Genomic DNA, 15,330 nt, shown 5'->3' on the forward strand with positions numbered 1-15,330 from the left:
AAATTCATGCCAGTAGAAATTAAAGTTCCTTCCCTTGGGGAAAGCGTTACCACTGCCACGGTAGGAAAATGGCTGAAACAGCCTGGTGATGCGGTCAAGGCAGATGAGCCGGTTGTAGAACTTGAAACAGACAAAGTAAGCGTTGAAGTGCCCGCCCCTGCAGATGGCCGCCTAGAAAGCCACGCTGTGGCAGAAGGTGATGAAGTAGATGTAGGCGCGGTATTGGCCCTGCTTGAAAAAGGCGCTGCTGGTACGACAGGCGGTGCTAAAGCTGCTGCCCAGCCTGCTGCTAAAGCAGAAGAAAAAGCCACCCCAGCCGCAGCCCCAAAAGCGGCTGCTACCCCTGCGGCAGAAGCCCCCAAAGAAACCGATTATGATGTGGTTGTTATTGGTGCAGGCCCCGGTGGGTATGTGTGCGCCATTCGGGCAGCACAGCTTGGTTTTAAAGTAGCCTGTGTAGAAAAGCGTGAAACACTTGGCGGTACATGCCTAAATGTTGGCTGTATTCCGTCTAAGGCTTTGCTGCAGTCTTCTGAAAATTACCACGCAGCCGGGCACGATTTTGCAGCCCATGGTGTTGTAATTGACAGTGTTAAGCTGGACTTGGCCAAAATGCAGGCCCGCAAAGCTGAAATTGTTGGGGCTAACACCAAAGGTGTTGAATATCTTTTCAAGAAAAACGGCATTACATGGCTTAAAGGGCACGGCAAGGTAGAAGGCACAGGCCGTATTACGGTTGATGGTAAGCCTGTTACTGCCAAGCACATCATCATTGCTTCGGGCAGTGATAGTGCCAACCTGCCGGGTATTGAAATTGATGAGAAAGTGATTGTCACCTCCACGGGTGCGCTTGAGCTTTCTTCTGTGCCAAAACGGCTGGTGGTTATTGGCGGTGGCGTTATTGGGCTGGAACTTGGTAGCGTGTGGGGCCGCCTTGGGGCAGAGGTAACCGTGGTTGAGTTTCTTGACCGTTTGGTGCCGGGTACCGACAAAGAGGTTGCAACCCAGTTCCAGAAACTGCTGGTGAAGCAGGGCTTTAAAATGAAGCTCGGCCACAAAGTTACCAAAGCCGAAAAAACCAAAAAAGGTGTTGTTCTGAGCGTTGAACCCGCCGCTGGTGGTCAGGCTGAAACGCTTGAGGCTGATGTTGTGCTGGTAGCAGTAGGCCGTACCGCAGCAAGCAAAAATATGGGTCTGGAAGAAGCCGGTATTGAGCTTGATAAGCGTGGCCGCATTGTAACCGATGCCCATTTTGCAACCAACGTACCCGGCGTTTACGCCATTGGTGACGTTATTGCAGGCCCTATGCTGGCCCATAAAGCAGAAGAAGAAGGCGTAGCACTGGCAGAAATTCTGGCAGGGCAGGCTGGGCATGTGAATTACGATGCCATTCCGGGTGTTATTTATACATGGCCAGAAGTTGCCTCTGTTGGCTTTACTGAAGAGCAACTGAAGGAAAAAGGCACCGAGTATAAAACCGGCAAGTTCCCGTTCATGGCTAATGGCCGTGCGCGTGCGCTAGGCATGACAGATGGTTTTGTAAAAGTGCTGGCTTGCAAAAAAACAGACCGCGTATTGGGTGTGCACATTATTGGCCCAGCTGCGGGTGAACTGATTGCAGAAGCCACAATGGCCATAGAGTTTGGCGCATCGGCTGAAGATATTGGCCGTGTTTGCCATGCCCACCCCACCTTGAGCGAAGCCGTGAAAGAAGCCGCTTTGGGCGCAGACGGACGCTCTTTGAATATTTGAGTGTTTCCTTCTTATTAAAAGGAATGTCATAGTCTTTGAGCGTGAATAACAGGAGACTATGACGTGCAAGGAGCAAAACGTCCCACTCTGCTTTTTCTGGCGGGCAGTTTGCTCCTTATGCCAGAGTTGGGGCTGGCACAAACACCTGCTGGAGCACCAGATGCTCCAGCCCCTATGGCCCCCGTGCCACTCCCGCCACCAGCGTTGGAAATTCCGAGCCTGCCTGTGTTAACAGAAGAGCAGGCGCGTGAAGAAGCAACACGCCTTAACCATGCTTTCCGGCATGAAGTGCCTGTGGCGGTAAAGGTTTCAACCGCATTTAAAGAAGCATGGGTGGCGTTGGCGCAAAAGCAGATAGCGCAGGCAGACTACCCGCTAGATAGACCACAGGTGCTGGTTATTGTTGACCGTAACCCCGCCGTACAACGCCTGTGCCTTATGCTGGCCCTACCGCATAGCTCAGACTGGCAAGTGATAGGCAGTGTTAAAGTGTCTACCGGCACTACGGGGCGTAAATATTATTATATTACGCCTACGGGTGTGTTCCAAAACACAGCAGATATTCTGGGCTACCGTGCCTTAGGTACCAAAAATGAAAACGGTATTATGGGCAATGGCACCAAAGGCATGCGCGTGTGGGACTTTGGGTGGCAATGGGCAGAAAAAGGCTGGCTACCCACGCGCGAAAAAGGGCAGATCAGGCTGGAAATGCACGCGACAGACCCTGTCTACCTAGAAAGCCGGTTGGGCCATACGGCGTCTGAGGGGTGCATTCGCATTCCGTCTTCGTTGAATGTGTTTTTTGATAAACACGGCCTGATAGATGCTGAGTATGAGCGTATGGCGGTTATAGATGACCGCTTTAAAGCCTTGTTGCGGCCAGACCGTACGCCTTCTCCTTTATCTGGCTCTGCTGTGGTGGTGGTTGATACGACCGATATGCCTGAAATTCATACCCCCTTAAATACAGCCGAGGTAAAGGGTGCAGCCAAACACCCACAACCAACGCATGGTTAGCGCGTTGGCGGGCAGGGCACACACGCTCTAAGAAAAGCAGATACCCAGTGTGTGCCATAGCGTGACACGTCTAAAATGTTATAACAAAACCAAGAATAACGTATCGTACCGCGGAGAACAGACCCCTATGTCACAAGTGCCTTCTCAGGTTAGCCAGTCTTTGCTGGAAAGCCTTAAAACCATAGTTGGCAACCACCATGTTTTAACCACCGAGGCAGAAACCTACCGTTTTAGGCATGGTTTCCGGTTTGGCTCAGGCTCTGTGCTGGCAGTTGTGCAGCCGGGGTCTTTGGTTGAGTTGTGGCGTGTGGCACAGGCCTGCGTACAGGCGGGCACCATTGTTATTATGCAGGCCGCCAATACCGGCCTAACAGGTGGCTCTACCCCAGACGGTAACGATTACGACCGTGATATTGTGCTTATTAGCACCCTGCGCTTAATCGGTAGCCACCTGATAGGTGAGGGGCGGCAGGTTGTTTGCTTACCCGGTGCCACGCTGTATGAGCTTGAAAGCAAACTGGCTGCCATTGGGCGGGAGCCGCACTCTGTTATTGGGTCTTCCTGCATTGGGGCGTCTGTGCTGGGGGGTATTAGCAATAACTCGGGTGGTGCATTGGTGCAGCGTGGCCCGGCATACACAGAAATGGCTGTGTTTGGGCAGGTTGGCCAAGATGGCCAGCTCAGGTTGGTTAACCATTTGGGCATAGAGTTGGGTAACGACCCAGAAACCATTTTGTCCAAACTGCAAGCTGGCACTTTTACCGATGCCGACATTAGCTGGGATGCAGGCCGTGGCCACGATGGGGATTATGTAACCCATGTACGTGATGTGGATGCCAATACCCCAGCCCGCTACAATGCAGACCCAGCCCGCTGGCACGAAGCCGCAGGTTGTGCGGGTAAGCTGGTTGTTTTTGCGGTTAGGCTCGACACGTTTCCGGCTAATAAAAACGCAAGCGTATTCTATATTGGCACCAACAGCACAGACGAGCTTGAAGACCTACGCCGCCATGTGCTGACCGCCTTTGAAGAACTGCCTATTGCGGGCGAATATATTCATCGCGATGCGTTTAATATTGCAGAGAAATACGGCAAGGACACTTTTGCGATTATTCGCAAATTTGGTACTGGGTTCTTACCCAAAATGTTTGCCATGAAGTCGCGTTTTGATATTTTCACGAAAAAATTTGGCTTTTTGCCGGTTAACTTGAGTGACCGTGTCATGCAGGCCCTAAGCGTGCTGATACCCAACCAATTGCCCCAGCGTATGCTGGACTACCGCGACCAGTTTGAACACCACCTTATGCTAAAGGTGACAGAAACCCTTACCCCCGCCATGCGGGCGTATTTGCAAGAGTATTTTGGCAAAGTTACTGGCTCTTTCTTTGAATGTACGCCCGATGAAGGCAGCCGCGCGTTTCTGCACCGTTTTGCCGCTGCGGGTGCCGCTGTGCGCTACCGTGCCGTGCACCACCGTGAGGCTGAAGACATTGTAGCACTAGACGTAGCCTTGCGCCGTAACGACCGTGAGTGGTTTGAAACACTGCCCCAAGAGATTGAAGACAAAATTAGCGTTAAACTCTACTACGGCCATTTTCTTTGCCACGTTATGCATCAGGACTACGTGGTTAAAAAAGGCTACAATGCCATGGCTGTTGAGCACAGCATGCTACCCGGCCTAGATGCACGCGGCGCACGCTACCCGGCAGAGCATAACGTGGGGCATTTGTATGAAGCACCAGAAGATATGCTGGCCCACTACCGTACATTAGACCCCTGCAACTGCTTTAACCCCGGCATTGGCCAAGCAACCAAAAAACGCAACTGGCTCGCTGAAAGCGTTTAAATAAAAAAGCGTGCTGCACATTTTATGCGGCACGCTTTTTACAAAGCGACCCAGTAGGCGGGCTTGGAGCCTGCCACTGTGTGTTGCTTCTGTTATTTTAGCAATTACAGCCCAGCAGGCAGGGTGCCACCGTTAGCTGCCAGTTTCTGGCGCACTTCTTTAATAAGCCAGATGTTCATGGCGGCAGAGTCGTTGGTGTCACCGGTGTAGCCCAGTTCACCAGCCAGTTTTTTGCGTGCGTCAAGCGAGCTATCAAGGCCAAGCAGTTTAAGCAGGTCTACAATAGACTCTTTCCAGTTCAGGCCCTGACCATTTTTTGTAGCAAGGTCTGTCAGCACGGCATCAACATTAACGGGGGTGCCTGCGGCGGGGCTTGCTGCTGCCGTGGCAGGTGCTGCGGTAGCGGCATTAGCTGGGGCGCCAGCGGTGCCTGCTGGTGTGGCTGCGTTAGCGTGGTGAAAAATAGAAGACAGAATGGAGCCAAAAATGCTCATGCTAAAGTGTCCTTTCTCAATAGTTCTTGGCTAACACTACCCAACAATGTGGCGTAATGAAGTCAGGTAACTGGTGTATTCAAGCATACAACCCATAATATGGTTGCAAAGAAGGTTGAATAAAACGTATAATTAACTTTATTTAATATATTTCATTTTTATGATGCTCCTCAGTTCTATTGTTCATGGCCGTTTTTCTCACAAATTATAGGGCTCTTAAGCAGTATAAATAAGGTGCACTATTGGGTTGTATTGCCGTTAAGTGTTTATGAAAAATGCTTTCTAGAACCTGTTAAAACTATTCTAAAACCACAATATATTTAGAAAAAGTTCTCATTTTTAATTTTGCTGTGGCCGCAATAGTTGTCAAAGCGTCATTCGTTTGGTCGGTGCGAAAAATACCGCTGATACGTGTTGTAGAAGGCGCTGACCCTAAGAGGTAAACAGCCCCCTTATGGTAGCGGGAGAGTATGGTTACGGCATCGGCCACGGTGGCATTCTCCAGCACTAACTCTCCATGAGACCACGCGGCAATATCATCAGGGTTAAGGTTATCTTCAATCAGGGGCGGGGTTGTGTGCTGGTAAGCTAAACGCTCATGAGCACGGAGCCTAACAGAGGCCTCATGCGGGGCTGCTACGTCCACTATGCCTTCTTTTACGGTAATTGTTACGGGAGCGTGGTCGTTGCGTACTTCAAACTGTGTGCCTACATCGTTAATTGTTACGGTGCTGGCTGTTACCTGAAAAGGGCGGCTTGGGTCGTGCTTAACGTCAAAAAAAGCGTTCCCGCGTAACAGGGTAATGTGCCGTTGGGTTGGGGTGTACTGTATGCTCAGTGCACTCTCGCTATCTAGTACAACGCGAGAGCCATCTTCTAACGAGATGGTTTGTATGGTTGTGCCTGTCCATTGGTCTGCTTGTAGCCAGAGTTTAACAAGTGGGGCGTAGAAAATAACTGCGAACGAGGCCGCTAGAACCGTAAAAGAGACAAAGGCTGTTTTTAACCTGCGCCTTTTGGTTTTGCGGTGCCATGTTAGGCGTACTGCCTGCGCTTGCGTGGGCGACACTGTAAGCGAGCGCCATAGCTTACATTCTTTTTGAAATTCTTTTTCGTGCTCTGGTGCGGCTTTGCGCCAAGTATGGAACTGCTCCAACTCCGCTTCAGTCATATTGCCAGACGCCATACGTATAATCCAATGGCGTGCTGTTTGTGCAATATCAGGCGTGTTATCGTTCACGGTGTATCCATACTGTAGGTTTTAAAACCAGAAATATCATTGTACGATAAAGAAAATCATAAAATTATTCATTATCGCGTGCGTTGGCCAAAATATTTAGGGCACGGTGTAAGTAGCGGTTAACGAGAGGTATTGATGTACCATAAACACGTGCAATTTCAGTTTGTGAAAGGCCCTGAAAACGGTTGAGGCAAAAAATTGTTTTCATGGGTTCTGGTAACGTTTCAATGGTATTTTCAATAAGAGCAAGTGTTCTTTTATCAGAGGCCTGTTGTTCGACGGTTGGGGTGTCATCTTCTAGGTTTTCAACCCATAACAGGGTGTGAATGCTTTCTTGTAAGGCATTGTGTCGTTTTTGTTTGCGTACATAATCAATCGCTAAATTAGAGGCCAGTTTATGCAAATAGGCTTTATGGTTAAGAATAATGGCAGAATTTTCTACACGCTGAATTTTCTCGAAAAGAGATTGTAATGCATCTTCTGCACAGTCTCGATTTTTAATAATCCGGTTCATGAGCATGAACAGCTTAGGGCGTTCTGTTGTTATCAGGTTTGTAAGAGTAGTGATGTTGTCCTGCATAGCATACAAGCGCCTAGAAAATGTTGTGTTCCCTTAACATTGTTAAGAACCGTTCGCAATAAAATAATAACAGATAAAATGAGGTTAAAGCGGTGTAGGTATTCTGCCGGTTGCTGCACAAGCCGGTAGAATACCTAATTTAAAAAAGAGAGCGTTTAGAATGTTTTCCGAATTTGGAACTGGGCACTCCGTGGGTTTTGCCAATAAACCTGCATACCATCTTCTGTGGGTGAGAAAATTTTTGTATCAGCAATATTGTTAATATTGAGCTGTGCAGACCAGTTTTGCGGAAAATCGTAGCGTAAGAAAACATCGCCAACCATATACGCTTTTTGGGTAAGGCGTGGTACCCCAAGCGCTATGGCAGTCGGTTGCTCTTCATAAATACGGCTTTGCCACCGTAAACCGCCACCAACCGTAAGGTTATGGAGCGCACCGGGCATTTGGTAGGTTAAAAATAAATTGGCCTGTTTACGCGGTATGAGAGAATTTACGGCATCTGTGCCGGTGTGCGTTAAAATAAACTGGCTATAACCCGCAACAATATGCAGAGTTTTTGTAATTTCGCCGGTTATTTCGGCTTCTATACCACGGCTTGTTACACCCGGCACACCCCCATAAACAGAGCGCTGTAAGCCATTGGGGTTAGCTGCATCTTCTGGCACACGGCCTTGGTATTGCGCTACGTTGGCTTGTTTCATACGGTAAAAAGCAAGCGAAAAATTAAGCCGTTTGCGTAAAAACTCTCCCTTTATACCCACTTCAGCCGTATTGCCCTGAATAGGCGCGAGCAGTTTATTGTTGGCATCACGGTAGTTTTGCGGGTTAAAAATTGTTGTATAACTTCCGTAAGCAGAAATGTTTTTTTGCAAATCAACCACTAAACCAACATAAGGTACAAACCTATATTTCATGGTGTAATTGTTCGTACGGTTTTTATAATCTGACACATCGTAATTGACCGCTCTGGTGCCAGTAATAAGGTTAACGCGTTGATGGAGTGAAAATTTGCCCGCAATAAAGGGGGCGCTCTGAGTTGTAACGTTATTAATGTAATTGCCGCGTGTTACAAATTTGGGTTCAGGCGTGTGGGGTGTGAAAGCGTTAATATCTGGTGTTGCCGCAAGTGTGGTGTTGCCGGGTGCGCCATTAGCGACCATATGCTCACGCCACCATTCGTACCCCACGACAACCTCTTGGTTAAGGCCAAAGACTTTAAAATGGCCATTTAATTTAAAGTCGACATCGTTTTTAGAATTTCTGACAAAATAGCGGCCGCTATACCCACTAACAGGTATTTTAAACCCATAAAACGACATAAAAGACTGCCCTGTATCGGGGTCTATTGGGTAGGGGTAAAACAGCGCAATTTTAGACTTAGAGCGCCTTTCGCCTAAGCTGTAATTAAGGGTTGCCCGCCAGTTGCGGCTAAAATTATGCTCAGCACGTACAAAGGCGTTGGCATAGCTTGTGTTCCAGTAGCTCCAGTCTGGGGCTACGTTATCGCGCCGGGTAGAGGGGCGGCGTACAATGTTGCCGCTTTCATCTGCCGTCCATGCCGGTACGCCACCCCATTGTGGGTGGGCGGTAAGGGTGTTTTGGTAGCTAACACCGGCAGAAAGAAGGGTGTTTTCGCCAATGTCCTGCTCCATTGTGGCAAAGAGGGTATATTGTTTGGTATCAAGCCGTTTTAAAGCATTACCTCCCTGTTGGTAGTCTGCGACAAACCGTGCTCGTGTTTTGCCATTTTTTGAAACAGCGCTTGAAATATCTCCGGTTGTACGGAAGTGCGACCAGCTTCCCCCTTCTGCTGTAACTGTAGCGCGTAGTTTTTTACTGTCGGCGCGTTTTCTGACCATGTTAATCATGGCCGATGGGTCACCAGACCCATTCATTAAGCCGCCAGCACCGCGTAAAATTTCGATCCGGTCGTACAGCACCGTATCGCTCATAATTTCGCCAGCGCTCCACTGTTCATTAATAAGCGTTTGGACACCATCAATTAGGTAATTCTGAATTTTAAAACCACGAGAATAAATGCTGCCACGGTTACTTTCATACTGGTTAATAGAAAGCCCGTTAGTTGTGCGTACAACGTCTGCAAAGCTGTTAATTCTACGGTCATCTAACTGCTGGCGGGTTAAAACCGTAACAGATTGTGGGGTTTGGCGGATAGAAAGGCGTAAGCCTGTGGCGGTGCTCATGGCGCCGGTAGTGTAAGAGTGTGTGCCTTCGGTGCGCCCGGGTTCGTTACCTACACTCCAATCTGTCATGGGGTCGGTATTAGTGCCAGCAACGCGCACTGGGCCAAGTGTTATGGCGTTTGTTGTTTTTGTAAGCGTGGCGCTGTGGGGGGCAGTAAAGCTATAAGAAAGCCCAGTGCCAGCCAGAAGCTGAGAGAGTGCTGCTGATGCGCTAAACTGCCCCGAAACGGCTGTGGAGTTTATGTTTGCAGCATCTGCTGTGGGGTAGGCAACTTGTACCCCTGATTGTTCAAAATAATGCCGCAGCGCACTTTTTAGGGGCTGCGCTGGAATGGAAAATGGCTTGGTTTTAGCTTGGCTCGCCTCTGTGCTTTCTGCTTGTGCAGCGCGGGGCGTAAAACCGGACAAACAACTGGAAGCCAAAAGCAAAAAAGCGCACCTCCGCACGACAAATGCCGACTGGCGGTACAAAGAATGGGTCATGTGTAGGTTTGCTCCGGCATGCAAATAAGAACCGTTCTTAGAAAGAACCTTATTTCAATGACGAAAGTCTTTGCCCAATTTTAACACTACACGGTGTTTTTTTGCTGAGGGGGGGAGCACGGAGCCTAATGTGCTCTGCGCGGCAGCTTAGTGGCGTCTTGTCGCTTTATTGCTGCTCATATGGTTTTAGAAAAAGAGGCAGTGGCCCCATTCATTTAATGAAGGGAGTAAGCAAAAAAACGGTAACGCTGCAAAGCGTGGGGGTACGGGCAGGCAGGATAAAGGGGGAGTGTATTTTATGCGCTATAGAACGCTGGTGCAGATAATACGCGCGTATAGCTAAGGCTGTTTCTACACGTAAAAAGAGTGATGAAGCTTTTATAAAAGTGCTTGAGGCAAGGGTAACTTTAAACACAGTAGCCCGGCACATAATTATGTGCCGGGCTGGCCGGTATTTTAGTAGCGGTATTCTTCGTGTTTGAACGGGCCGTGTTCTGGCACGTCAATGTATTTGGCTTGCGCTGCGCTGAGCTTGCTCAACTGTGCGCCAACTTTTGCAAGGTGCAGGGCAGCCACTTTTTCGTCCAGCTTTTTAGGCAGGGTGTAGACTTTAACGTCATACTTGCCTTCTGGCGCAGTCCAGAGTTCGATCTGGGCCAGTGTCTGGTTGGTGAAAGAGGCAGACATCACGAAAGATGGGTGACCTGTAGCGTTGCCAAGGTTAACCAGACGGCCTTCAGACAGAACGATCAGGCGTTTGCCATCAGGGAAAACAACTTCATCAACCTGTGGTTTAATGTTTTCCCATGTGAAGTTGCGCAGGCCGCCAATCTGAATTTCAGAATCGAAGTGACCAATGTTGCACACAATGGCGCGGTTTTTCATGGCGCGCATGTGGTCAACGGTAATCACGTCAATGTTGCCGGTTGCTGTCACGAAAATATCGCCGCGGGGGGCAGCGTCTTCCATGGTCACAACTTCATAACCTTCCATTGCAGCCTGCAGGGCGCAAATGGGGTCAACTTCGGTTACCAGCACGCGGCAGCCAGCGTTACGCAGAGAGGCCGCAGAGCCTTTGCCCACGTCACCATAACCTGCAACAACAGCAACCTTGCCAGCCATCATGACGTCTGTGCCACGGCGAATGGCGTCAACAAGGCTTTCGCGGCAGCCATACAGGTTATCAAATTTAGATTTGGTAACGCTGTCGTTCACATTGATGGCCGGAACCTTCAGTGTGCCTTTTTTCTGCATTTCCCACAGACGGTGCACGCCTGTCGTGGTTTCTTCAGACAGACCTTTAACCTGCTCCAACAGTTCGGGGAACTTGTCGTGCATCATAACGGTCAGGTCGCCGCCGTCGTCCAGAATCATGTTGGGGGTCCAACCATCTGGGCCGGTAATGGTCTGTTCAATGCACCAGTTAAATTCGTCTTCTGTCAGGCCTTTCCAGGCGAACACAGGAATACCGGCAGCAGCAATAGCAGCTGCAGCGTGGTCTTGTGTTGAGAAGATGTTACAGGAAGACCAACGCACGGTTGCACCCAGCGCCACCAGTGTTTCAATCAACACTGCGGTCTGAATGGTCATGTGCAGGCAGCCTGCAATACGAGCGCCTTTAAGAGGCTGGCTTGCGCCGTATTCTTCACGCAGGGCCATCAGGCCGGGCATTTCGCCTTCGGCAATTGAAATTTCTTTGCGGCCCCAGTCTGCCAGAGAGAGGTCTTTTACTTTGTAGTCGGTCATGTCTGTCCTGTAGCTTTTGTTTTATGCTGGGTTTCTATACAGCTTGGGGTGCAAGTAGGCCAGTTATAACCGTGTAAAACGTGTTTAAAGCGGGCACGACCTTGCACGGGCAGGCATTTTCTGGTGTGCAAAAGGTCTCTCTTTTTTGGTTTGGGTATAGGTAAACTGGCGCGGTTATGGCTGTTGTTCGCTCATTTCTTTTCAATGTTCTGGCATTTGCGCTCACGCTGCTTATGGGTGTTGGGGCGTTTCCTATCCGCTGGTTTTTTAAAAGACTGGCGCTGCCTTATGCCAAGCTGTGGTCTCGGTTGGTGCTGGGGTTGTTTGAGCAGATATGCGGTGTAGAGGTACGCATTACCGGGCGCGAGCATTTGGCAGCCCTGCAAGGGCCAGCGCTTATTGCCTCGCAGCATCAATCTGCGTTTGATACCTTAATTTGGATGCTGCTTGTGCCGCACCCTTCATACGTTATGAAGGGCGAGTTACGGCATATTCCCCTTCTTGGGCCTATGCTTATTCTGGCAGGTATGATGCCTATTGAACGGGCTGATGGCTCCAAAGCTTTGCGGCTTTTACTGCGTGAGACAGAAAAAGCCGCGCAGGCCGGTAAGCAGATTATTATTTTTCCTGAAGGCACGCGTACCGCGCCGGGCGAAAAAGTAGCTCTTAAGCCCGGTATTGCCGCTATGGCGGCCCATACCAGTTTACCTGTTGTGCCTGTTGCTACCAATTCAGGTTTATTCTGGGGCCGCAATGCATTTTTCAAAAAATCTGGCGTGTTGCATGTGGCTATTGGCGCCCCTTTAGCGCCTGCCAGCCGTAAGGTGCTGTTGCCACAAATTGCAGAAGCATGGCAGGCGTTGGAAAAACCATTTGCTTGAGAAATAGGGCGCGTTACGTGCGGGGATAACACAGAAAAACCTGTGGATAAGTTTGTGGAATGTTAAAGTTGGCGCGGCTTATGCACCGTGAGTATGCTGTTACAAAGAGTAATATTACATAAAGATGACACGCATTATTTGAGGTGAGGAAAGTAATATAGAGCTTCCATCTTTTGAAAAATGATAAAAAACAAAGAGTTGCCGGGGTTTTGCGTTTGGTGGGGTAGGTGGCGCATAGGGGCGTTGCAACAACCGCGTGTTATACTGTGCCTAATATGACATCACGGTCATTTTGTGGATAAACAAAAGCCCTATCAGCATTTTACCAATATGGGCTGTTTGTGCGCATAGCCTTGGGGAAAAGAGGTGTTATGCAAAAGAGTGCAAAATGGGCCTTGTGTCTTGGCGGCATAGTTGCCGTTTATACTAGCCTTAACCTTGGCGCATGGTGGTATTTGCACAGCTTGCAAGGCAGGTTTCAGCAGCAAACTGGCTGCACGCTGGGTGTGGCGCGTTTTCATACCTCTGTTGGGGTTGGGGCGTTGCAGCGTGTGCTAGATGGGGCGCAGGTAAGGTGCTCAAGTGGTGCGGCCTCTCATGCGCCGCGTGTCGTTTACAGCCATAGTGTGCGGTTGGAATTGGCCTTGTGGCACCCTTTTTCTGTTAAACTGACGGTGCTGGGTGGCCAAAAAATAGGGTGGGCAGAACCAACCCCTGTTTGGTTGGCGCAAAGTGATGGCCCCGCTCTGTACCTGTCGGTGCCGCTATGGCAACGCGGCAGCGGTGGGTATGGCGCTCCCTTTAAGGCAGACTTTTTGCATGTCGCTTTTTTACAAGGGCCGCTGGCTGGGCAAGGGGTGGTATTACAGCAAGTGCAAGGCAAGGCCGTATGGAATAGCCAAGCCAGCGCGCAAGAGAGCCTGTTTGGTCTTGTGCTTTCGGCCCAGCAAGCGGCATTTACGTTCTGGAAAGACCCTGTGGCCCATTTCAACGTGGTAGCTGCTTTACCCGGCCCCGCTACCGCGCATACAGGCTTATGGCGGGGTTTGGGTATAGAGGCGCAGCCAGTTGCCCCCCAGTTCCCCAGTGGGCAGACGGCAATGCGCGAACGTAGTTCTGGTGTGCCAGATATTGTGGTGCAAACTATAGGGGGCACATGGCGCGGTTTGTCTGTGGGGTGGTCTGCCCGGTTATGGGTTGCGGCCACAGCCGATGTGCAGGGCGAAAGCTGGCTTACACTCCCCAACTGGCGCAGCGTAATGGCTACCGTGCAAGCACAAAACCTGCTTACCCCTTACCAACGCACGGTGTTGCAGCAGGTGCAACAGGCTGTAGAGCAACAACACACATTCCCCGATGGCCCGTTAACGCTCGCGCTACCGGTTAGAAACGGGCAGGTAAGCCTTGGGCCATGCCGCTTGAGTGTTACGCGTTTAAGCTGCCCAGATATGCTTTAAAACTGATCTTTTTGTGCCCGTATTTTTGCGAATGTTTCAACATCTGGTGCCCGTAAAAAAGGGTTTGTGGCACGCTCTAGCCCTAATGTAGAGGGCAAGGTTGGTTTGCCCGCAGCCCTCAGGGCCGCTACTTCTTGCGCGCGGGCCTGTAGGGCTGTGTTTGTGGGGTCTATCTGGCTGGCAAAAGCTGCGTTGCTTTGCGTGTATTCATGGGCGCAACATACTAATGTGTCATCTGGCAGGGTATCAAAACGGTGTAGGCTGGCAAACATTTGGGCCGGTGTGCCTTCAAACAAACGGCCGCACCCAAGGCTAAAAAGGGTGTCTCCACAAAAAAGGGCGTGGGGGGCGTCAAAATAATACGCAATATGGCCTGCGGTATGGCCGGGTACGGCTATAACCTGCGCCGTGCTTTGGCCAAGGGTTATGCTCTGTCCATCGTGCAATGCCGTATCGAGCGGGGGTAGGCGGTGTTGCTCACTGGCGGGGCCAGCAATGTGCGCGTTGTAATGGTGCGCAAGAGCCAGCGCCCCGCCGGTATGGTCTGCATGGTGGTGGGTTAGTAAAATAAGGCTAAGTTTAAGGTTGGCGGCGTTCAGGGCGGCTTCAACAGGGGCTGCCTCTCCGGGGTCTATAACGGCAACAAGCCCGGTTTTCTGGTCTTGCAAAAGCCAGATGTAGTTGTCTGACAAAGCCGGAATAGCACGAATAGATATGGGCATGGTGAGGCTCCTGATAGGGGGCGGAAAATGTACAGGTGCGTTGTTGCGTGGTGTAAATGCACTAAAACATGATAGGCAGAGCTATGAGCGATGTCATGCCCACGACAGTTCCCGACTTTTACCAAACGCAGGCGGGGGCTTACTGTGCTGCTTTGTTACGCGAGCGGTTACAGTGGTTCTGGCCTGAAATAAAACACCAAAAAGTGCTGGGGCTTGGCTATGCGGCCCCTTGCCTAGGTGCGTGGCAGGGCAGGGGGGCACTTTGCTTTACAGCCTTGCTGCCTGAGTGTGGGGGGGCGGTAGGGGGCACTACTTTTGGTGGGCCAGAGCGCGCAGTAGTGGCAGAGGCCGCCCATTTGCCTTTTCAAGACGAAGCGTTTGACCGCATTGTGGTGATGCATGCTTTTCGTTCTGAAGCACAGGCCATAACCGTATTACGGGGTGCAGGGCGTGTTTTGCGCGATGATGGTAGAATGATTCTGATAGGCCCAAGCATTTTTGCAGGCCGTTTACGCCAGTGTAAAACGCCTTTTGCGCACGATAGTGCGTTTGCGCCAACAACCTTCCGGCGCGTTTTGGCGCAGGCCATGTTGCAGGCCGAGCGGCGCGACGAAGCCCTGTTTTTTCCCGCACAATGGGGCGGGGGGAGTGTGCGCCGTGGCCGCGCGGGTGATATTGCCGGTAAGGTACTGGCACCGGGTTTGGGGAGCATTGCGTTGGTTGAGGTGGTAAAAAATATTTATGCGCCAAGGCCACTGCCCATAACACCGTGGCGGCGTTTATGGCGCAGGCAACCCCTTATGGCCGAGCTACATGCTGAGCACCCAGCAAAGCGTAAACAGTCTTAACGGCTGCAAGGTGTTATCCTGTCTGTTTTCCTGCTAAAGGCTGCGTGTCTTTAGGTTGCG

12 protein-coding genes are annotated in these 15,330 nt (G+C 50.5%); 6 read left to right on the top strand and 6 right to left on the bottom strand.

The features are described 5' to 3' along the window. The first annotated feature begins 6 nt into the window (after positions 1-6). The 3 genes from lpdA to dld all read left to right on the top strand — a co-directional run bounded on the left by lpdA (position 7) and on the right by dld (position 4,615). Positions 7-1,752, top strand: coding sequence for a dihydrolipoyl dehydrogenase (gene lpdA / locus Abor_RS03360; RefSeq protein ID WP_048840435.1), 1,746 nt, complete (start codon positions 7-9; stop codon positions 1,750-1,752). Positions 1,753-1,869: 117 nt separating this feature from the next. Beyond that, the gene (locus Abor_RS03365; protein ID WP_084594352.1) at positions 1,870-2,769 is read left to right on the top strand and encodes a L,D-transpeptidase; all 900 of its coding nucleotides are present in this window, start codon (positions 1,870-1,872) and stop codon (positions 2,767-2,769) included. A 127-nt stretch (positions 2,770-2,896) separates the two neighbouring features. Then, a complete protein-coding gene (dld, locus tag Abor_RS03370; RefSeq protein WP_048840437.1) occupies positions 2,897-4,615 on the top strand; it encodes a D-lactate dehydrogenase in 1,719 nt (572 codons plus the stop codon). A gap of 104 nt (positions 4,616-4,719) precedes the next feature. Here dld and Abor_RS03375 read toward each other — a convergent pair whose 3' ends face one another. From Abor_RS03375 to ahcY, 5 genes are all read right to left on the bottom strand, one after another. Then, positions 4,720-5,109 carry a DUF3597 domain-containing protein gene (locus Abor_RS03375; protein ID WP_048840438.1) on the bottom strand — a complete coding sequence of 130 codons (390 nt, stop codon included), beginning with the start codon at positions 5,107-5,109 and terminating at the stop codon, positions 4,720-4,722. A 298-nt stretch (positions 5,110-5,407) separates the two neighbouring features. Then, positions 5,408-6,349, bottom strand: coding sequence for a FecR family protein (locus tag Abor_RS03380; RefSeq protein ID WP_048840439.1), 942 nt, complete (start codon positions 6,347-6,349; stop codon positions 5,408-5,410). A 64-nt stretch (positions 6,350-6,413) separates the two neighbouring features. Then, entirely contained in the window at positions 6,414-6,929 is a 516-nt protein-coding gene (locus Abor_RS03385; RefSeq protein WP_084594346.1) for an RNA polymerase sigma factor, read from the bottom strand. A gap of 155 nt (positions 6,930-7,084) precedes the next feature. After that, the gene (locus Abor_RS03390; protein ID WP_048840441.1) at positions 7,085-9,616 is read right to left on the bottom strand and encodes a TonB-dependent siderophore receptor; all 2,532 of its coding nucleotides are present in this window, start codon (positions 9,614-9,616) and stop codon (positions 7,085-7,087) included. A 456-nt stretch (positions 9,617-10,072) separates the two neighbouring features. Further along, positions 10,073-11,362: an adenosylhomocysteinase gene (gene ahcY, locus Abor_RS03395; protein ID WP_048840443.1), complete on the bottom strand. Its 1,290-nt coding sequence runs from the start codon at positions 11,360-11,362 to the stop codon at positions 10,073-10,075. 176 nt (positions 11,363-11,538) lie between these two features. On the opposite strand from ahcY, the gene Abor_RS03400 reads away from it, so the two are divergent. Both Abor_RS03400 and Abor_RS03405 read left to right on the top strand, forming a co-directional pair. Further along, positions 11,539-12,243, top strand: a complete 705-nt coding sequence (locus Abor_RS03400; RefSeq protein ID WP_048840444.1) for a lysophospholipid acyltransferase family protein — start codon at positions 11,539-11,541, stop codon at positions 12,241-12,243. A 371-nt stretch (positions 12,244-12,614) separates the two neighbouring features. Next, entirely contained in the window at positions 12,615-13,700 is a 1,086-nt protein-coding gene (locus Abor_RS03405; RefSeq protein ID WP_048840445.1) for a DUF2125 domain-containing protein, read from the top strand. Here the strand turns inward: Abor_RS03405 and gloB are convergent. Beyond that, the gene (gene gloB, locus Abor_RS03410; RefSeq protein WP_048840446.1) at positions 13,697-14,422 is read right to left on the bottom strand and encodes a hydroxyacylglutathione hydrolase; all 726 of its coding nucleotides are present in this window, start codon (positions 14,420-14,422) and stop codon (positions 13,697-13,699) included. The genes Abor_RS03405 and gloB overlap by 4 nt on opposite strands. A gap of 95 nt (positions 14,423-14,517) precedes the next feature. Between gloB and Abor_RS03415 the strand changes: the two genes are divergently transcribed. Continuing rightward, positions 14,518-15,270 carry a class I SAM-dependent methyltransferase gene (locus Abor_RS03415; RefSeq protein ID WP_181014201.1) on the top strand — a complete coding sequence of 251 codons (753 nt, stop codon included), beginning with the start codon at positions 14,518-14,520 and terminating at the stop codon, positions 15,268-15,270. Positions 15,271-15,330: the final 60 nt, after the last annotated feature.

Source organism: Acetobacter orientalis (assembly GCF_000963965.1).
In the GTDB taxonomy this organism is placed as follows: domain Bacteria; phylum Pseudomonadota; class Alphaproteobacteria; order Acetobacterales; family Acetobacteraceae; genus Acetobacter; species Acetobacter orientalis.